The 18,177-nt window shown below is 54.8% G+C and carries 14 protein-coding genes and 1 pseudogene; 14 read left to right on the top strand and 1 reads right to left on the bottom strand.

From position 1 onward, the window contains the following. Window positions 1–118 precede the first annotated feature (118 nt). Window positions 119–1,807 carry a GGDEF domain-containing phosphodiesterase gene (locus tag BUA93_RS00740; protein WP_072976572.1) on the bottom strand — a complete coding sequence of 563 codons (1,689 nt, stop codon included), beginning with the start codon at window positions 1,805–1,807 and terminating at the stop codon, window positions 119–121. A gap of 227 nt (window positions 1,808–2,034) precedes the next feature. Here BUA93_RS00740 and BUA93_RS00745 point away from each other — a divergent pair. From BUA93_RS00745 to BUA93_RS00810, 14 genes and pseudogenes are all read left to right on the top strand, one after another. Then, window positions 2,035–2,535, top strand: a pseudogene (locus tag BUA93_RS00745) (NADH-quinone oxidoreductase subunit B); the annotation flags it as partial. Window positions 2,536–2,669: 134 nt separating this feature from the next. Beyond that, entirely contained in the window at window positions 2,670–3,293 is a 624-nt protein-coding gene (locus tag BUA93_RS00750) for an NADH-quinone oxidoreductase subunit C (protein ID WP_254793786.1), read from the top strand. Next, a complete protein-coding gene (locus BUA93_RS00755) occupies window positions 3,290–4,483 on the top strand; it encodes an NADH-quinone oxidoreductase subunit D (protein WP_072976575.1) in 1,194 nt (397 codons plus the stop codon). The genes BUA93_RS00750 and BUA93_RS00755 overlap by 4 nt, the downstream gene beginning before the upstream one ends. After that, window positions 4,480–5,541: an NADH-quinone oxidoreductase subunit NuoE family protein gene (locus tag BUA93_RS00760; protein ID WP_072976577.1), complete on the top strand. Its 1,062-nt coding sequence runs from the start codon at window positions 4,480–4,482 to the stop codon at window positions 5,539–5,541. The genes BUA93_RS00755 and BUA93_RS00760 overlap by 4 nt, the downstream gene beginning before the upstream one ends. Before the next feature lie 2 nt (window positions 5,542–5,543). Beyond that, window positions 5,544–6,851, top strand: coding sequence for an NADH-quinone oxidoreductase subunit NuoF (gene nuoF, locus BUA93_RS00765; protein ID WP_072976579.1), 1,308 nt, complete (start codon window positions 5,544–5,546; stop codon window positions 6,849–6,851). Between the two features lie 4 nt (window positions 6,852–6,855). Further along, window positions 6,856–8,475 (top strand): NADH-quinone oxidoreductase subunit G, encoded by a 1,620-nt coding sequence (locus BUA93_RS00770; protein WP_072976581.1) that lies wholly within the window; start codon window positions 6,856–6,858, stop codon window positions 8,473–8,475. Continuing rightward, window positions 8,475–9,830 carry a complex I subunit 1/NuoH family protein gene (locus BUA93_RS00775; protein WP_072976583.1) on the top strand — a complete coding sequence of 452 codons (1,356 nt, stop codon included), beginning with the start codon at window positions 8,475–8,477 and terminating at the stop codon, window positions 9,828–9,830. The genes BUA93_RS00770 and BUA93_RS00775 overlap by 1 nt, the downstream gene beginning before the upstream one ends. After that, window positions 9,830–10,402, top strand: a complete 573-nt coding sequence (locus BUA93_RS00780) for a NuoI/complex I 23 kDa subunit family protein (protein WP_254793787.1) — start codon at window positions 9,830–9,832, stop codon at window positions 10,400–10,402. The genes BUA93_RS00775 and BUA93_RS00780 overlap by 1 nt, the downstream gene beginning before the upstream one ends. Then, window positions 10,402–10,971 carry an NADH-quinone oxidoreductase subunit J family protein gene (locus BUA93_RS00785; protein WP_072976585.1) on the top strand — a complete coding sequence of 190 codons (570 nt, stop codon included), beginning with the start codon at window positions 10,402–10,404 and terminating at the stop codon, window positions 10,969–10,971. Before BUA93_RS00780 ends, BUA93_RS00785 begins: the two co-directional genes overlap by 1 nt. Then, entirely contained in the window at window positions 10,971–11,285 is a 315-nt protein-coding gene (gene nuoK, locus BUA93_RS00790) for an NADH-quinone oxidoreductase subunit NuoK (protein ID WP_072976587.1), read from the top strand. The genes BUA93_RS00785 and nuoK overlap by 1 nt, the downstream gene beginning before the upstream one ends. A 3-nt stretch (window positions 11,286–11,288) precedes the next feature. After that, window positions 11,289–13,244 carry an NADH-quinone oxidoreductase subunit L gene (nuoL, locus tag BUA93_RS00795; protein WP_072976589.1) on the top strand — a complete coding sequence of 652 codons (1,956 nt, stop codon included), beginning with the start codon at window positions 11,289–11,291 and terminating at the stop codon, window positions 13,242–13,244. Continuing rightward, entirely contained in the window at window positions 13,244–14,971 is a 1,728-nt protein-coding gene (locus BUA93_RS00800) for a complex I subunit 4 family protein (RefSeq protein ID WP_083597062.1), read from the top strand. Before nuoL ends, BUA93_RS00800 begins: the two co-directional genes overlap by 1 nt. Then, on the top strand, window positions 14,964–16,436 hold the full coding sequence (locus tag BUA93_RS00805) for an NADH-quinone oxidoreductase subunit N (RefSeq protein ID WP_072976591.1): 1,473 nt from the start codon (window positions 14,964–14,966) through the stop codon (window positions 16,434–16,436). Before BUA93_RS00800 ends, BUA93_RS00805 begins: the two co-directional genes overlap by 8 nt. Window positions 16,437–16,811: 375 nt before the next feature. Then, window positions 16,812–18,086 carry a Kelch repeat-containing protein gene (locus BUA93_RS00810; RefSeq protein WP_139257637.1) on the top strand — a complete coding sequence of 425 codons (1,275 nt, stop codon included), beginning with the start codon at window positions 16,812–16,814 and terminating at the stop codon, window positions 18,084–18,086. Window positions 18,087–18,177 lie beyond the last annotated feature (91 nt).

Below are 18,177 nucleotides of genomic sequence, written 5' to 3' on the forward strand. Positions count from 1 at the left end.
GGTATAATTCGGACTTCAGATTTCAGAATTCAGAATTATTTTGGGAAACATTTAACTTTGAAATCAGGGCCTTGTTTGTTGATATCGCAACTCCGAACTCTAAACTCTGAATTCTGAACTAATAAGTGTATTCCCCGGTCAGGCGCTTCTGGAAGTTGTCGTGGACAAGTGGCTTGTCGAAAAGGAAACCCTGTACATTGTTGCACTGGATGTTCTTGAGGAATTCGGCCTGCGTCTCGGATTCGACGCCTTCGGCGATGATTTCCTTGTTGAGCTCGTTCGCCATCTTTACCACATTGCGGATAATGACATCGTCCTTGGAATTGGGGGCGCCCACATGGTCCAGGAGCGACTTGTCGAGCTTGATGGTGGTGATGTTGAAGTCCTTGAGCACGTTCAGTGTGGAGTAGCCGGTACCGAAGTCGTCGATGGATACGGCGATTCCGTTCTCGGCCATCGTGTTCACGAATTTCATCATGGCTGCGTTATCATCGAAATCGGCCGATTCGGTCAGTTCCACTTCGACATATTTACTTGGCACGTTGTGCTTGCGAATGATGCTCAGGACGTTGTCGGCGAGTTCGGGATTGCGCAAATGGAGCTTCGAAAAATTGGTCGAAATGCGGTGCGGTTCGATGCCGACGTCAAGCCACTGGCGAATGTCGGCGCAGGCCGTCTCGAAAACATAGAAGTCCAGGTCGCAGATGGTGCCTTCGCGCTCCAGGATGGGGATGAAGTCCATCGGAGGGACGATCGTCTTGTGGCGGATCCAACGGACTAGCGCTTCCGCTCCCGTAACCTTCTTGGTGAGCAAGTCGACCTTGGGTTGGTAGAATACCACAAATTCCTTGTTGCGGATGGCGTTGTGGAATTCGTTCGAAATTTCCTTCTGGTGCATCGCGCGGACAAGCATCTCTTTGGTAAAGTAGACGATGTCGCGAGTCTTGATGGCTCTTGCGGCCTGTAGGGACATGGCGGCGTTGTTCAGGGCGTCGTGAATTTCGACATTGTTTTCGACGGGGTAGACCCCCATTCGCGCCTGGATGCGGATGTTTACGGGCTTGGACCCTTGACTAAGCGTCATTTCGCAGTTGCTGAATCTGGAAATGAACTCTTCTTGGCGTTCCTTCTTGATGAGCGCGAAGAAATTGTCGCCGCCGAGTCGTGCGATGAGTTCCTTTTCATTGATGAATTGGGAAATTTTGCTGACGTACATCTTGAGGGCGAGGTCGCCCTGCTGGCTGCTGGTTGACTTGTTGACGTACTTGAAATTTTTCAGGTTGATGAACGTGGCCGCGTAGCTAGGGAGGTCCCCGCCGATAACCTGCTGGCTGAACATGAATATGCCGGCTTGGTTGAAGGCCCCGGTCATGGGGTCGGAAATGGCAGACTTGCGGGTGTTCCCAATCAGGTGGGCACGACCGGAGATGATGAAGAAGTCCCAGCTGAGCAACTGCACGAGTTGCTTTTCGAAATCGGTGAAACTGTGGCCGTCAATCGGGTGCGCCTGGAAAGTGAAGGACCCTTGCTCGCCGGTGCTCATGGTTTCCGAAAAATCGGTTGTCGAGGGAATTGCCGGGAGTCTGTTCTTGTCGTGGTAGGCGGTGAATTCGCCCGAAAGTCCGTTGGGGGCGAACTGGCTTACGGGAACGTAGTAAATGCAGTGGATGTAGCCGATGTTTGCTTGGAAGGCAAGGTTGGTTATGTTTCTTGCCATGATGCCGAATATTTCATCTGTATTATAAATGGATCCAAGAAGCTTGGACCTAAAGTCAAGATACGTGCCATTCCACAGAGAAATTTCCATTACATCCTCAACATACCAAAACCTCCCCAAAATTACAAAAATGCTACATCAAATGCAAGTTCGTTTTATAAGAATTGACAAAAAAAGCTATTGTTAGATTAGTCTAATTTAAATCCATGCGGGTGTGGACGACTCCGTTTAGAAAGCCCTCTTTCCTTTTGTAGGTTTCCCGCGGAGTACTTCTTAAAATTCTATCTTTAGCGCCGCATTTAAAGAGGTAATCTCCTATGAGTAATGAGGCAGAAAAGCCGAATTTCATTACGACCTCTCTTGACTTCCTGGTCAACTGGGGCCGAACGAACTCCCTGTGGCCGTTCCCTTATGGAACAGCCTGCTGCGCAATCGAATTTATGAGTACCGAAGTGGGCCGTTACGACTTGTCCCGTATCGGGTCTGAATACGTGCGCTTTACGCCGCGTCAGTCTGACGTGTTGCTGGTCGCGGGAACCATTTCCTACAAGCAGGCGCCGATCCTCAAGCGCATGTACGAACAGATGGCTGAACCCCGTTGGGTAATCGCCATGGGCGCATGCGCCAGTTCTGGTGGATTCTATGACTGCTATTGCACCGTGCCGGGTATCGACCATATCATGCCGGTGGATGTTTATATCGGCGGATGTCCCTCCCGTCCGGAAGCGTTCTTCGAGGCGATGTTTGACCTCCAGAAGAAGATCAAGGACGAGTCCTACATGAAACAGCGCGCCGAACGCGTGAAAGACCAGCTTGAAATGATCAAGGCGAAGACCGAACAGGCGAAGGCGGAAGCCCGCGAATTCGCTCGTGAAAAGACTGCTGAACTCAAGGAATTCGTGACTGAAAAAGAGCAGGAACTTGTGAAGAAGGCCCAGTTCTGGAAGGAGTAATGATGGAAGCCAATGAAATGACTTTTGCAGAAACGGTCGTTTCTGTCCTCACCTCCAAGTTTGGTGGCAAGAAGGACGATGCGGCCAAGTGGGACGCCTGCGTGGTGGTCCCGAAGGAATACCTGCACAATGCGGTTGAATTCCTGAAGAACGATCCGTCGATGCAGTTCGACATGCTCCTCGACCTTGCCGGTATCGACTACCTGACTTATCCGAACCATGAAGGTCCGCGTTTTGCCGTGAGCTACGCTTTTAAGAGCATGAAGAATCCGGGCCGCCGCGTTCGTCTTAAGGTGCTGGTCAGCGAAGCCGACCTGAAGGTGACGACGATTACTGATTTGTATGCAAGCGCCAACTGGCTCGAACGTGAAGTCTACGACCAGTTCGGTATCGTGTTCGAAGGCCACCCGGACCTGCGTCGCATTTTGAACCATGTTGAATTTGTGGGCCATCCGCTCCGCAAGGATTACCCTGCCCAGAAGCGCCAGTGGCTCTCGACGACCGACTTCCTGATTCCGGAACTGGAAAAGCGCCTGGAAGACAAGGGCTACAAGGTAATCCAGCGCTCCAAGGAAATCATGCCTGTCGAAGAAGAATATCTTGAAGGGAGTATCAGAGAATGATCGTACTTGACCCGAATGGCGAAAAGATGAACCTGATGGCCCTGAACGTGGGCCCGACGCATCCGGCGACTCACCACTGCGTGCGCCTGCTGGCTGCCCTCGATGGCGAAACCATCGTGGCCGGTGTCCATGAAATCGGCTTTATGCACCGCGGCTTCGAAAAGATGGTCGAACGCGGCACCTGGCAGCAGGTGATCCCGTACACCGACCGCTTGAACTACTGCTCTGCAATGATGAACAACATTGCATTCTGCCGCGCTGTCGAAAATATGTACGGTATCGAAATCCCGGAACGCACCAAGGTGCTCCGCGTGATTGTGAACGAACTCTCCCGTATCAACGACCACTTTATTTGTGTGGCAGCTGCTTTCCAGGACTTGGGCGGTACGACTCCGTTCATGTACGCTTTCAACCCGCGTGAAGAAATCATGCTGATTTGGGAAAAGCTCACGGGCGCACGCCTCACGAACAGCTTTGCCCGTATCGGTGGCCTCTACCGCGACAGCTACGACGGTTTCGAAGACGATGTGCTCGCAGCTTGCAAGTCGGTGGAAAAGGCCCTCAAGGACCTGCACGCCTGCTTGGACCGTAACCGTATCTTCCTCGACCGTACCGTGGGCGTCGGCAAGATTTCTGCCGAACGCGCTATCAGCTACGGCTGGACTGGTCCGTGTCTCCGTGCGACGGGTGTCGAAAGCGACCTCCGCAAGGACGAACCTTACTACGACTACGAAACCTACGACTGGGAAGTCGTGGTGGGTACCCAGGGCGACGCCAACGACCGCCTGCAGGTGCGCCTTGCCGAAATTGAAGAATCTGTGAAGATTGTGCGCCAGGCCCTGAAGCGCCTGCAACCGGGCCCGGTCGACATCGTCGACCCACGCATCCGCGTGCCCGCGCACAAGCTTGCCTACCAGGACATGGAAGCCCTTATCGGCCGCTTCAAGAGTGTGTACGAAGGTGTGCGCGTGCCTGAAGGCGAATACTACTGCGCAAGCGAATGCGCAAACGGCGAACTTGGCTTTACCATCGTGAGCGATGGTTCCGGCCACCCGTACCGCATCAAGGTGCGTTCCCCGTCGTTTGCCCATGTGTCCGCATTTAACGAACTGGTCGAAGGCCTGACCCTTGCCGACTCCATGGCAACTCTGCCTGGCCTCAACATGATTGCTGGAGAACTTGACCGATGACACAACATATTCAAGGTGCAGTTCAGTTTGTATCGAATAACCATTTGAAGTTCGACGGTCCGAGCGAAGCGATTCCCGCTCTCCCGGATCCGGGTCAGACTTTTGGCTACGTGAACAAGCCTGTTCCGCAGCCCGCTCCGAAGGAAGTGCTCGCAAAGCTTGACACTCCCGAAATCAAGGAACGTTGCGCCGACTTGCTCAGCCGCTACCCGGTGGGCCAGGGCGCTCTCCTTGAAGTCCTTTGGCTGGTGCAGGGCGTGTTCGGTTGGGTTCCGACCGAAGGTATTCGCTGGGCGGCAAACGTTTGCTGTTGCGCTCCGGCTCATGCTCTCGGCGTTGCCACTTTCTATACCATGTACAACCACGCTCCCAAGGGCAAGTTCCTGTTGCAGTTCTGCCGCAACATCAGCTGCGCCATCAAGGGTGCCCAGCCGCTCATCAAGTATGTCGAAAACAAGCTCGGCGTCAAGAGTGGCGAAACCACTCCCGATGGCATGTTTACCGTGCTCCAGGTGGAATGCCTGGGCAGCTGCGGTAACGGCCCGATGATGCTGGTGAACGATGACTTCGCCACCGACGTGGTCGACGGTGAACTCAAGATGAAGCGCGGTACGACTCTGACCGAAGCTAGCATCGACCGCATTATCGACTGGTGCAAGGCTCACGCGAACAACGTGCCGAAGCATGATGTGCTCGGCGGTGTGGTGAAGGGCCACGGTGGCCACCCGGGTGCTCCGGGTGCTACGGCCAAGCCGCAGGTCGCTGACTACGCTCCGCCTTCTCCGGTGCTTAACGTGAAGGCCGAAGCCGACGAAAACGGCGCCACCCTCACCTGGAAGGGCGCTCCCGAATTCACGAAGATTGTCGTCGAAAAGAAGAACGGCAATGACTGGGTCGCCGTGGGCGAGCCCGGCGTGAAGGACAAGGCCTTTGTAGATGCAAGCGGCAAGGCAGGCGATGTGTATCGCATGATTGCAACTTCCGGTGAACGTACGGCAAAACCTTCCAAGGAAGCGGTGACTACCCAGAAGCCCGCGCCCGTAGAGGAGGCTAAGTAATTATGGCTGAAGTAGTAAAAGTTTGTACAGGAAATTTTGGCAAGGGCGCCCAGGACATTGAAGTCTACAAGAAGCTGGGCGGCTACGCGAACATTTCGGATCGCTTGTTCAACATGAGCCAGTTCGAAGTGATTGACTACGTGCAGCGTTCCGGCCTGCGTGGCCGTGGCGGTGCAGGCTTCCCGACCGGCATGAAGTGGAGCTTTGTTCCGCGCAATTCCGGCAAGCCTGTGTACATTGTGGTGAACGCTGACGAAGGCGAAGGCGGTACCTTTAAGGATCACTTCCTGATGATGGAAGATCCGCACCGCTTGATCGAAGGCCTGATTATTGCAGCCTGGGCTCTCGGTAGCCGCGCTGCCTACATCTACTGCCGTGGCGAATTCTTGCCCTGCATCGAAAGCCTGAACAAGGCTTTGAACCAGGCATACGCCGCCGGTTACCTCGGCGAAAACATTTGCGGCACCAAGTTCAGTTTCGATATCTTTGTTCACCGTGGCGCTGGCGCCTACATTTGCGGTGAAGAAACTGCTCTTATCAACTCGCTCGAAGGCCAGAAGGGACAGCCCCGCCTGAAGCCGCCTTTCCCGGCGGTGAGCGGTGCATGGAAGAGCCCGACTTGCGTGAACAACGTCGAAACCATTATGTCTCTCCCGTGGATTTTCCAGCATGAACCCGAAGAATACGCCAAGATGGGTACACCCCGTGCCGGCGGTACCAAGGTGTTCTGCATCTCGGGCGACGTGAAGAATCCGGGCGTGTACGAAGCTCCGCTCGGCACTCCGATGATGACGATGATTAACGAATACGCCGGTGGCGTCGTGGGCGGAAACCTGAAGGCGGTACTTCCGGGTGGTTCCTCTTGCGCTCCGTTGAACGCGGGCGAATGCGCTGTAGCTACGATGGACTACGAATGCCTCGCCTCCATGAAGACGATGTTCGGTTCGGGTGCCATGATCGTGATTAACGATACGCACAACATGGCTGAACTCCTGAACGTGCTCGGCAACTTCTACAGCCACGAATCTTGCGGCCAGTGCACTCCGTGCCGCGAAGGTACGGGTCTTCTGCACCGCATTCTGAACCAGATTGTGGAAGGCAAGGGCCACGACGGCGATGTGGAACTCATGCAGAGCCTGAGTGGTGGATTTGGCGGCGTGACGATTTGTCCGCTTTCCATTTCGCTCGGTGGCCCGGTGGGCAGCTATACGGCGAAGTTCCGCGCCGACTTCGATGAATTGATCGCAAAGAACCCCGACCACGCCAAGCCGCGTGTTCAGGAAAACTATCGTCCTGGAATTTTCTGGTAATAATATGAGTAACTTCTACAACATGCCGAAACTCCCGACCGAGAATAGCCCGAAGGTGGAAATCTTCGTGGACGACAAGGCCGTGATGGTTCCTGGCGATACAAACCTGCTCGAAGCTTTGAAGGCTGTCGGGATTGAAACTCCTCACGTCTGTTACCACCCGTATTTGCCGGTGTCCGGTAACTGCCGCCAGTGCCTGGTGGAGCAAGAAGGCCCGCGAGGTCGTATGCTCGTGATTGCCTGCTACACGCCGGTGATGCCGGGTATGAAAATCTACACGCCGGCATCCAGTGCGCGCGTGAAGAACGCCCGCAAGGCCACCCAGGAATTCATGCTGGTGAACCACCCGCTCGATTGCCCGATTTGCGACAAGGCCGGTGAATGCACCCTGCAGGAAAACTACATGGAAGCGGGCCAGAACGAATCCCGCATGCGCCCCGAATACGGCAAGAACTACCACGGCAATCCCGCACACCAGTTCATTGATGCGAAGGGTCAGCTCCGTGGCGGTAAGCACGTGGACTTGGGCCCCCGCGTGTTGCTCGACGAAGAACGCTGCGTGCAGTGCGACCGTTGCGTGCGCTTTATGCGTACCATTGCCGGTTCCGAACAGCTGCAGCTCGCCGGCCGCGCCGACCATACCTACATTACCACGTTCCCGGGTGAAAAGCTCGATCACGAATACGACTTGTGCGTGACCGACGTTTGCCCGGTGGGCGCCATGACCGCGAAGTACTTCCGCTTCCAGAAGCGCGTTTGGCTGCTCAGCCACACGCCGACGGTTTCGATGGACGATTCTCTCGGCGCAAACATTTGGCTCGATTACGCCGACGGTCACATTTACCGTGTGATGCCGCGTTGCAACCCTGAAGTGAACCGCAGCTGGCTTTCTAACACGAGCCGCCTCGCGTTCCAGAACTTCGACAAGAACCGCTTGCCGGCGATGGGCTTCCACGTGATTCAGGAAGCGCTCGCCGAAGTCAAGAAGGTCGGGGGCAAGGTCGCCCTCGTTGCCGGTGGCTATTGCACCGTCGAAGATCTTGCTGCGGTTCGCATGCTCAAGGAATCCTTGGGCGACTCCGCCGAACTTTTCGGCGGGACCTTCAAGAAGGTCGGCGCCCCCGACGGCATTGCCATGAGTGGCGACCCGCTTGCAAACCGTGCCGCATTCAAGCTGCTTGGCATTCCTGACAACAACCTCGAAGACCTTACGAAGCGTGCTTCTGAATTCAAGGTGCTTGTCACCGTGAATAACGACATCTTTGGTGAAGGTGGTGCCGCTGTGGCTACCCTCGAGAAGATTCCGACCCGTATCGCGTTCACTCCGTTCAACGATGCTACCGCCCAAAAGGCGTCGCTCGCTTTCGGCATTCGCCACTGGAGCGAAGTCCAGGGTACTATGGTGAATAGCCTGAACATTTTGCAGAAGTTGAACGCTTGCCCGGTATGCCCCGACGAAAAGATCCGCGCCGCCTACGACGTGCTTTCGGAACTCGCCGGGAACAAGTTCGAATCCGCATTCGACGCCTTCAAGAAGGCGGGCGAATATGCGGCCGTACTTGCAGGACTTTCTTACGATACCATCAAGAGTACAGGCAAGTTGCTCGAAGGAGGTAACGCCTAATGGATATCATCGAATCCAAAACCTGGGTGGAATGGCTCATCACGATTGCGAAGTTTGGCTTCTGCTTCGTGCCTGTGCTCTACATCCTGTTGTTGATTCCTATGGAACGCCGTGGTGCAGGTTTCATGCAGGACCGTCAGGGCCCGAACCGCTCCTACATCAAGGTTCCGTATTTCGGTAAGGTCCGCTTGTTCGGCTATGTGCAGAACATGTGCGACGGTACCAAGTTGTTCTTCAAGGAAATGTTTGCTCCGAAGGGTGCAAAGAAATTCCTTTACTACGTGGCTCCGGCAATCCCGTTTGCCATCGTGTTCCTTTCTCCGTGCGTGATTCCCTGGTTTGGCCCGATGGTTTTTGACTGGGGTGGCCAGGTGGTGCGCATCGCGGGCCCGATCGTGGATTCCGAAGTGGGCATCTTGCTCCTGTTCGGTTTCAGTTCGCTTTCCGCCTACGGTGCCGTTCTCGCTGGCTTGAGCTCCCGTTCCAAGTACAGCTACCTCGGTTCTCTGCGTACGACCGCGATGACGATCAGCTACGAAGTCTGCCAGGGCCTTTCGATGATGGGCCTCCTGGTGCTCGCTGGTTCTTTCAGCCTCACCGATATCGTGAGCTGGCAGGAACACCACGTGTGGGGCATTGTCGCCCAACCGGTGGCTTTCTTCTGCTTCTTGATTGCGACGATTGCCGAAACGGGCCGAGCTCCGTTCGACGTTGCCGAAGGTGAACCCGAACTTGTTGCCGGTTACCATACAGAATATGGTGCCATGCAGTTCGGCCTGTTCTACATGGGTGAATACTCTCACATTTGCATCAGCAGCCTTCTGGTGGCAACCCTCTTCTTGGGCGGTTACTCGGTCCCGTTCGTGACGACCGAAACCATCCAGGCTCACATGGGTGGCTCGCTCGCTATCCTCTGCTGGGTGCTCGCTTTCTTCGCTCTCGCGTTTCTCCACATGATCTACCGCTACTCCCGCAAGCTCCGTGCTTCGGCACAGTCCAACAAGATGGAAATCTTGCAGGAATACAAGCTTTACAAGGGGATCGGTTGGATTGCCGCTTTCGTGCTGGTCTGCGCCGGTGTCGCATCCTGGGTGCTTTACAACCCGCAGGTTACCGTGGTTAATGGTGTCGCCGTGAACACTCTGGGCGCTGCCCTCGGTACGGCTCTCATCCACCTGCTCGTGCTCCTGGTGAAGAGCGTGTTCTTCTGCTGGGTGTGGATTTGGGTCCGCTGGACGCTCCCGCGCTTCCGCTACGACCACGTGATGCATCTTGGCTGGAAGATCATCTTGAACATCGCTATCTTGAACCTCGTCGTGACCGCCGTGGTCGCGAAGCTGATGGGAGGTAACTAATGGCTCGCGTTATTAGACAGAGGCCCATGAACTGGGTGGAACGCCTCTACATTTTCGAGGCGATTCGCGGCTTGTGGACGACGCTCAAGCACGCCGCCCGCGGTCTTTTCCGCTACGAAGAGCTGCCGACGATTTCTTATCCGGAAGGTCAGCCCGAAGTCCGTAGCACTTACCGTGCAAAGCACCGCCTGATGCTGCGCCCCGATGGAACGCCCCGTTGCGTTGCCTGCGGCATGTGCGCTGCGGCTTGCCCTGCCCACTGCATTTATATCGAAGCGACCGCGAGTGACGACCCGCGTATCGAAAAGAAGGTGAAGCGCTTCGATATCGACCACCTGACCTGCGTGTTCTGCGGTCTCTGCGTTGAAGCCTGCCCGGTCGATGCGCTCCGCATGGATACCAAGGAAATCATTTTTGAACACCGCACCCGCGACGAATTCGTGGCGAACCTGAAGACTCTCACCAGCTGGGATCCGAAGGATTACCCCGATGACGCGCAGAGCCAGAAGGCTCCGGGCGGAAAACTGAATGCCGAGGCCCGCAAGGTCTGGGGAATGGAGGTTAAGAACTAATGCTCGCCCTGATATACTTTATCATTCTCGCCGTGATTGCCGTGGGGGCCGCCTGCTGCGTGTTCCTCTCGAAGCATCCGCTTTACGGTGGTCTTTCTCTCGTCCTCACGATGCTTTCGCTCGCCGGTATTTATGGCCTGCTGGGTAGCCCCTTTATCGGTGTTGTTCAGATCATGGTCTACGCAGGTGCCATCATGATGCTCCTCGTGTTCGTGATTTCGGTCTTGAACGCGGCCAAGGACAATAGGACTCCCATGTTCGACGGCACCTCGATCTTCGTAATCATCGGTGTGCTTGGCTTGGCAGGCCTTATTGGCTTTACCCTCGTGATTACTCCGCTCGGCTTCGACGCTACTACGCTTCGCGGCTCTGTCGAGATGACCTCTTCGAACCTGTTTGATACGACGCAGACGGGCCCCGGCTACTTCGTGCTTTTCGAGGTGCTTGGCCTGTTGCTGCTCTCTTCGATGGGTGCGGCTGTTCTCATGGCTAAAAAGCGCCTGGGTTCTGACGCCTCTGTCGAGGCCGCTTCTGAAGAAGCTATCGCCGAAGAAAAGGAGGAAAAGTAATGGAACTTCAACCGATTTTCATCCAGATGCTCGCCCTGTTGCTTTTTGCCATTGGCCTTGCGACGGCTCTTGCCCGCCGTAACGTGTTCTTTGTGCTGATGGGCATTGAACTTGCGCTGAACGCCGTGAACCTCTCGTTTGTGGGTTTCGCGAAGACTCTCCCTGCGGCCGAAAGTGTCGCGGGCCAGATCGTTCCGCTGTTCTCGATTGCCGTGGCCGCTGCCGAAGCGTGCGTGGGCCTTGCACTCGTGATCCTCATTTTCCGCAACCGTGAAAGTGTCGATTCCGACAACTATTCCAATATGAAGGGGTAAGCAATGACAAATTTACCGCTTTGGATTATTCCTCTTTTCCCGCTTCTGGGAACGATTCTGCTCGGTACCGTAGCCGTTGTCTCGTCGGGTAGCAAGAAGGGTCCTTCCGAAGGTTTCGTGGGCGCCCTCTCGGTGTTGTTCCCGGCGCTTTCGTTCGTGAGTGTCGTGTTGCTCGCCTTCGGCATGCCCGAAGAAGGCATCCGCCAGACGCTCTGCAACTGGATCGACATCCCTATGCTCAAGGTCGATATCGGATTCCTGTTCGACGGCCTTTCCCGCGTGATGCTTCTGTTCGTGACGGGTATCGGTTCTCTCATCGCGCTCTACTCAATCGGTTATATGCACGGCGACCGCGGCTTTGCCCGATTCTTCGCCTACATCAACCTGTTCCTGTTCAGCATGATTGTGCTGGTGCTTTCCGACAGTCTGCTGCTCACCTTCCTCGGTTGGGAAGGCGTGGGCCTCTGCTCTTACCTGCTGATCGGTTTCTGGAACCACGATCTTAACAACTGCAAGGCCGCCAACAAGGCCTTCATCGTGAACCGCGTGGGCGATATCGGCTTTTTGCTCGGTATGCTCTGCCTCGCCACTCTCGGTGGCTCCGCCATTCTCAACTACGATGCTCTGAACAAGTTCATCGAAATGCTGATTGCTGGCGGACACGTGGAACTGGCGACTCCGATTATCGCGATTGCGGGTCTTCTGTTCTTCGTGGGTTGCACCGGTAAGTCTGCCCAGATTCCTCTCCTGACCTGGCTCCCGGATGCCATGGCGGGTCCGACTCCCGTGTCTGCGCTTATCCACGCTGCAACCATGGTGACCTCCGGTGTCTACCTGCTTGCTCGTCTTAGCCGCATGTTCTCGGTGATTCCGGAAGTCCTGGTGATTGTCCTGATTGTCGGTATGCTCACTGCCTTCTGGGCGGCTGTCGCTGGCCTCTTCCAGAACGACATCAAGAAGGTTCTGGCCTACTCCACGATTTCCCAGCTCGGTTATATGTTCATGGCGGCGGGCGCCTCTGCTTATGACGCCTCGATTTTCCATGTGTTCACCCACGCCTTCTTCAAGGCGGCCCTCTTCCTCGGTGCTGGTGCCGTGATTCACGCGCTCGCTGGCGAACAGGATATGCGCCGCATGGGTGGCCTCATCAAGAAGACTCCTGTTACCGCTTGCGTAATGATCTTTGCGTTCCTCGCCATTATCGGCTTCCCGGGCTTTGCCGGTTTCTGGTCCAAGGACCTGATTCTGGAACGCCTCTACACGAACGCCCCGTTCGGTGAGTTCTTCTACGGCGTTGGCCTCTTGACGGCTGTTATCACGGCGGTCTACATGGGTCGCCTGATTATCATGACCTTCTTCGGTGAATACCGCGGTCCCAAGGAAAAGGAAGCCCACATTCACGAAGCTCCGGCCTGCATGCTTTTCCCGATGGTGATTCTCGCTGTCGGTGCCGTGTTTGCCGGTTACCTGTGGGCCGATTCGCTCGGTATCAAGTTCTTCGAAGGGACGCTCGCCCCGGTGGTGGGTGTCGCCCAGGACTTTGTGGTGGGCAAGCTCGCTGTTGCCCACGTGAACCCGATGGCCTTTGCCTGCTTCGGCACGGCGGCGGCTCTTCTCGGTATGTTCATCGCTTATGCAATTTATGGAACCAAGCGTCTGCCGCGCTTGCACGCCAAGTGGGGGAGCGCCCCCGAAGGCTTCAAGGCCGACTGGACGTTCTTCTTTGACTACATCCATTCCATCTTTATCGTGATGTTCAAGGCGGCTGCCTTCGTGGCCGATGTCTTCGTCGATAAGGTCCTGCAGGCGATTCAATGGACGATTGGCGCCATTACCGAAATCGTGGGCGACGGAGTCAGCTCTTTCCAGGCTCGCAAGGTGCGTGTGCAGCTTACGCTTAGCCTGGTGGGTCTCGTTGCGCTCACTGCTGTTGTTCTTCTGACTGGAGGTTTGTTCTAATGCTTTTGCATCTCCTTGTCTTAGCACCGTTTGTCGCCGCTGTCCTGATGGCTGCGACTTCCAAGGAAGACCCGAAGTCTTCTTCTAGACTTGCGTTCCTTTTCGGTTATGCCTTCGTGGCGCTGTCGATTGCCCTGATTGCGAGTGGCAACCAGGCGACCGAGGCTATCGAATGGTTCCACATTCCTGGCGCGAAGGGCTCTGTCTATTACTACCTGTATAGCCACGGACTGGGCGCCTGGATGGTGCTTCTGTCGACGTCGCTTTCTCTGGTGGCATTGATGACGGCTCGCAACACGCTCGACACGAACTACCGCAATTTCGCCATCGGCATCTTTGCCTTGATGGGCGCGATGAACGGTACCTTCCTCGCTGCCGATGCGGTGCTGTTCTTCTTCTTCTTTGAAGCCATGGTGATTCCTGCCGCGATCCTGATTGCCGCTTATGGCGGAAAGGAACGCACGAAGGCTGCGATGACGTTCGCGATTTACACCCTGGTGGGTTCTGCCCCGATGATGGTTGCCCTCTGGTACCTCGTGACGGTGGCGGACAATTCCCTGGTGCTTTCTCTTGCGGTCGCTCTCCAGAATCTGGATCCTGCAGTGCAGTCGACGCTTCTCGCTTGCTTCCTGCTCGCCTTTATGGTGAAGACCCCGATTTTCCCGTTCCACGGCTGGCAGGCGATTACTTACGCCGAGGCTCCGGCTCCGCTTTCGGCAATCCTTACGGGTGCCATGAGTAAGGCGGGCGTGTTCGGCTTTATCGCCTGGATTCTCCCGATTTTCCCGCTCTCGATGGAATGGGTCGATTCCATGATGTGGCTTGGCCTCTTGACGGCTGTTTATGGTGCCATGCTTGCGTTCCGTGCGACGGACGGCAAGAAGCTCCTGGCCTATAGCTCCATGGGCCATTTGGGCCTTGCGGTGACGGGCGTGTTCAGCCTTTCCGAATCGATGCTCCCTGCAGTGCTCGTGCTCCTGGTGGCTCACGGTCTCAGCGCCGGTGCCCAGTTCTACCTGATGGGTATTGCTGAACGCTTTGCGGGTACTCGCGATATCGAGCAACTCGGTGGTCTTGCCAAGCGCAACCCGGTGTTCGGTTCGCTGTTCGGCTTTGTGGCGGTGCTTTCTCTTGCGGTTCCGGGAACAGCCGGATTCGTTGGTGAATTTACGGTGCTCATGTCCCTGTGGGATATGGGTCCGCTTCCGGCACTTGCGGCAGGTCTCTGCCTGATTCTCTCTGCCGCCTATATGCTCCGCTTTGTGCAGAAGGTGATTTTCGGTACGCCCGCCCGCCAGTACGAAGATGGCAAGCGCATGACCGCTCTCGAAGGTTCTTCGATCGGTATCATGGGTGTGCTGCTCCTGGTGTTCGGTATGCACCCGGCCTTCATTACCAATGCTCTCCAGCTCTTTGACGAAAACGCCGTGCAGGAGATGAATAAGGTTTCGCACCCGGAAACGGCTCCGGTGGAATCTTCGACGGTCGAAGCCTCTGCCGACGTGACGGATGATGCGACTGCTGACGAAAATGTCGCTGCCGTGGCGCAGCCCATGACCGAAGAGGACTTGCAGCAGCTCGATTCCAACTTGAAGGCGAACGGCTTTAGCGACGAAGAACGCGCTTCGCTGATTGCCCAGCTCAAGGCGATGAGCGAAAGCGAAGTTGCCGAGGCTCCTGAACAAAACGAGGCCACAGCAAACGAGGAGGCTTCTGAAAATGAGTAATATCGTGAATCTCTTGCCCGTAATTCTGGTCGCGGTCGGTGCCCTCGTGACGCTTGCCGCAGAACCGTTCATCAAGGACGACAACAAGCACAAGGTGCTTCCGTGGGTGGCAAGCCTCTTTGTCGTGCTCGGTGCCGGTGCCTATTACCTCACGACGAACGACACCTTCATGAACCTGTACGCCATGGACCCGATCCGTCGCGTGCTCGGTATCGCGATTGTCCTGTGTGCCTTCCTCGGCGTAGCCGGTCTCCAGTGGACTCTCGGTCACGAAAAGTTCAAGGGTGGCGAAGCTTATGGTCTGTTGCTGCTGGCGACAAGCGGCGCCTTGCTCATGACACAGGCGATTGATTTCCTCGCCCTTTACCTGGGCATGGAACTCGCGAGTTTCCCGATTTATGCCCTGGTGGGTCTCCGTCGCAAGGACATCAATGCGAACGAAGGTGCTTTCAAGTACTTCGTTTCGGGAGCGGTGTTCAGCACGATTTTCCTGTACGGTGTCGCGCTCGTTTACGGTGCTACCGGTTCGACGCATATTTTCGCCTCTGTCATCGCTGGCCGTGGCATGATTTACGGCATGGGCATTTTCCTCGCCCTGTTTGCGCTCCTGTTTAAGGCGGGTGCCGCTCCGGTTCATTTCTGGGTGGCAGACGTCTATACGGGTGCTTCTGTCGCGGTGACGGGCTTCATGGCCGCAGTCGTCAAGGTCGGCGCACTTGCTGCTCTCGGAACCCTTTGGCTTGGCTCCATGGTCACGCGCATCGGTTCTGCTCCGGCATGGAACTTGGCCGAACAGGTGACGATTCATAGCGAAAACAAGAGCCTGTTCTACGTGATCGTGGTGGTGTCGGTGCTTTCGATGGCGATTGGCGCTTTCGGCGGTCTCGCCCAGAAGTCCATCCGCCGAATCATGGCTTACTCCGCCGTGATGAATGCGGGCTTTATCGTGATTGGTCTGTTGCTTCCGGATTATGCAGCCGAAGGTACGGTGCAGCTCGGTGCAATGTATTACTTCCTGATCACTTACGCGATCGGTAGCGCGGGTGCCTTGACGGGTATCGCTTACCTCGCCGGTAAGGAAGACAAGAAAGAAACCCTCGACGATATCCGCGGTCGCGGCCGCAAGCACTCCTACGTGGCGCTCGCGACGTCGGTCTGCTTGGCAAGCCTTGCGGGCATGCCGCCCGTTGCCGGTTTCCTCGCCAAGTTCTCGCTCTTCACGGACGCCCTTGCCGGTGGACTCGGAATCATTGCAGCGATTGCTTTCGGTCTTTCGCTCGTGGCGGCGGTATTCTACCTGCGCATTGCCTTTGTGCTCTTCATGCCGCCCAAGGCTGAATGTCAGTGCAAGTGCTGCTGCAAGGACAATTCCGTGTATGTGTACCTGCTCCGCTTCGGCGTGACGGTTGCCGCCCTTGCGCTCGTCGTGATCGGCGTCTTCCCGAAGCTTGCACTGATTGAGTAATATCAGTCGAAAAACACAACTTTAAAAAAGGAGAATGCCACGAGGCATTCTTCTTTTTGTATATAAAAAAATTGCCCGGTCTCTTCGGGTATAATGAGAATCTTGAAAAATAAGGGTGAAATGGTAATTGAGGACACCCCTTTTAATTTATGAAAAATATTTATGTCTATTACGATGTAGGATTTTGTTGCTGAATTTTTTTATATTGGCATAACGACCTGAAAGATTGGAACGTGTTCGATAAGACGGTTTGCGGTATAGCCTTGATTGATTCGGATGGAAATGTTATTTATGGAAAAATTCCCTCGGTTAGCGAATGTCAATCCTATGATGCACCGAGTCTTTTGGAAATGCAATATGTGTGGAGGTCCTAGCATGAAATTGATTGTTGCGATTCTTGTTGCGTTCGTCCTTTGGGGCTGTACGGACCATACCTCTACGGGACCGGTTGAAAAAAAGGAAGAAAGGCTTTATGGCTGGCGGTGGGACGATTTCAAGCCTGTCCCGGATGCCTCGAAAATGTTTGGAGGATTGAGGGAAATATATCATGTTGGTGAATGGATTGTATTGATGGATGATTATTATTCAAGCAATGCATACACCTCGCCGGGAAAGGTTACTGCGACTCCTAGGATATATGCGTCTAAAATCGGCTCCACCCAATGGGATACCCTTTCCAGTTCCGAATGGATTCGGTATATCTACGGAGATTCTACGGGACTTTATGCGGGAACGCAATTAAGCGGCAAAGTCTTAAAGTATGATTTTAGTAGACGGTTATGGGATGAAATTTATAAATTGGAATTTGCATCAACAGGATTCTACAATGTCTATGGAATTGCTGTCTATAAAGGTTTTCCGGTAGTCTGTTTTGCGGGTTACGATGACAGGGCCGATATTCGCCCAGAAACGATAAAGCTGTTTATGAAAATGCAGACGGATACGGGCTGGGTAGATATCACATACGATTACGATTCGTCCAAGGAATATCCCTTTCAATTCCACAAGGGGGTGGAACTGAATGGTAAATTGTATGCCATTAGCGGTGATCGCGGGGTATGGCGCTTTGACGGAATTTGGAAAAGACTTGCACGAATTCCGTATCCAGATTGGGCGACTTGGGTTCCATCTTATGATACAAGTGATATTGCAATGGACATTGTGGTGCATAAGCAGAAGTTGTATGTGATTGGAGAAAAATTTTCGACCAATGTCCTTGAATATGACGAAGCCCTTGACCGCTGGAATCCTGTGGATAGTGTGGTTGAAACCTACGATGAATCCATCGACCCCAACGATCCCTTTGCAGATCCATACAGAGGTCACAGAACATTCCATAACACCCCCTTTAGAAGATATGCGTTAGCATCCGATGGGGAGCATCTTTTTGTTGCTGGAGATGACCTGCTTTGGCCTGCTGTTTATATGGGGGATTACGGTTCGCCATACGGAAATGAAGAAAAGGGTTGGCGGTTCGTAAAGGGCAATTTTTGCGAGAATCTGAGATGCCTGTCGACACAGGAAACCTATGACATGGAAGTGGTTGGGGATACCCTGTACTTGGCAAACTGGAGCGGTGTGCTGAAATTCCCCCTTGCTGACCTGGACAGCGCTATAGCCAAGGAACAATCGTACCCGGAGGCATATTAGCATTGGTTGAATGGAACTCTAAAATGCGCCAAGTGAAAGGTTCTGTTAAAGCATGTATATGTGAAACGGATGATGAATAGCGTAAAGCGCC

The sequence above is a fragment of the Fibrobacter sp. UWH4 genome (genome assembly GCF_900142475.1).
Lineage (GTDB): Bacteria > Fibrobacterota > Fibrobacteria > Fibrobacterales > Fibrobacteraceae > Fibrobacter.

What these genes read in the sequence shown, in the direction of transcription:
- BUA93_RS00740 (WP_072976572.1), bottom strand. Translation starts at nt 1,807, where the DNA reads ATGGAAATTTCTCTGTGGAATGGCACGTATCTTGACTTTAGGTCCAAG.
- BUA93_RS00750 (WP_254793786.1), top strand. Translation starts at nt 2,670, where the DNA reads ATGATGGAAGCCAATGAAATGACTTTTGCAGAAACGGTCGTTTCTGTC.
- BUA93_RS00755 (WP_072976575.1), top strand. Translation starts at nt 3,290, where the DNA reads ATGATCGTACTTGACCCGAATGGCGAAAAGATGAACCTGATGGCCCTG.
- BUA93_RS00760 (WP_072976577.1), top strand. Translation starts at nt 4,480, where the DNA reads ATGACACAACATATTCAAGGTGCAGTTCAGTTTGTATCGAATAACCAT.
- nuoF (WP_072976579.1), top strand. Translation starts at nt 5,544, where the DNA reads ATGGCTGAAGTAGTAAAAGTTTGTACAGGAAATTTTGGCAAGGGCGCC.
- BUA93_RS00770 (WP_072976581.1), top strand. Translation starts at nt 6,856, where the DNA reads ATGAGTAACTTCTACAACATGCCGAAACTCCCGACCGAGAATAGCCCG.
- BUA93_RS00775 (WP_072976583.1), top strand. Translation starts at nt 8,475, where the DNA reads ATGGATATCATCGAATCCAAAACCTGGGTGGAATGGCTCATCACGATT.
- BUA93_RS00780 (WP_254793787.1), top strand. Translation starts at nt 9,830, where the DNA reads ATGGCTCGCGTTATTAGACAGAGGCCCATGAACTGGGTGGAACGCCTC.
- BUA93_RS00785 (WP_072976585.1), top strand. Translation starts at nt 10,402, where the DNA reads ATGCTCGCCCTGATATACTTTATCATTCTCGCCGTGATTGCCGTGGGG.
- nuoK (WP_072976587.1), top strand. Translation starts at nt 10,971, where the DNA reads ATGGAACTTCAACCGATTTTCATCCAGATGCTCGCCCTGTTGCTTTTT.
- nuoL (WP_072976589.1), top strand. Translation starts at nt 11,289, where the DNA reads ATGACAAATTTACCGCTTTGGATTATTCCTCTTTTCCCGCTTCTGGGA.
- BUA93_RS00800 (WP_083597062.1), top strand. Translation starts at nt 13,244, where the DNA reads ATGCTTTTGCATCTCCTTGTCTTAGCACCGTTTGTCGCCGCTGTCCTG.
- BUA93_RS00805 (WP_072976591.1), top strand. Translation starts at nt 14,964, where the DNA reads ATGAGTAATATCGTGAATCTCTTGCCCGTAATTCTGGTCGCGGTCGGT.
- BUA93_RS00810 (WP_139257637.1), top strand. Translation starts at nt 16,812, where the DNA reads ATGAAATTGATTGTTGCGATTCTTGTTGCGTTCGTCCTTTGGGGCTGT.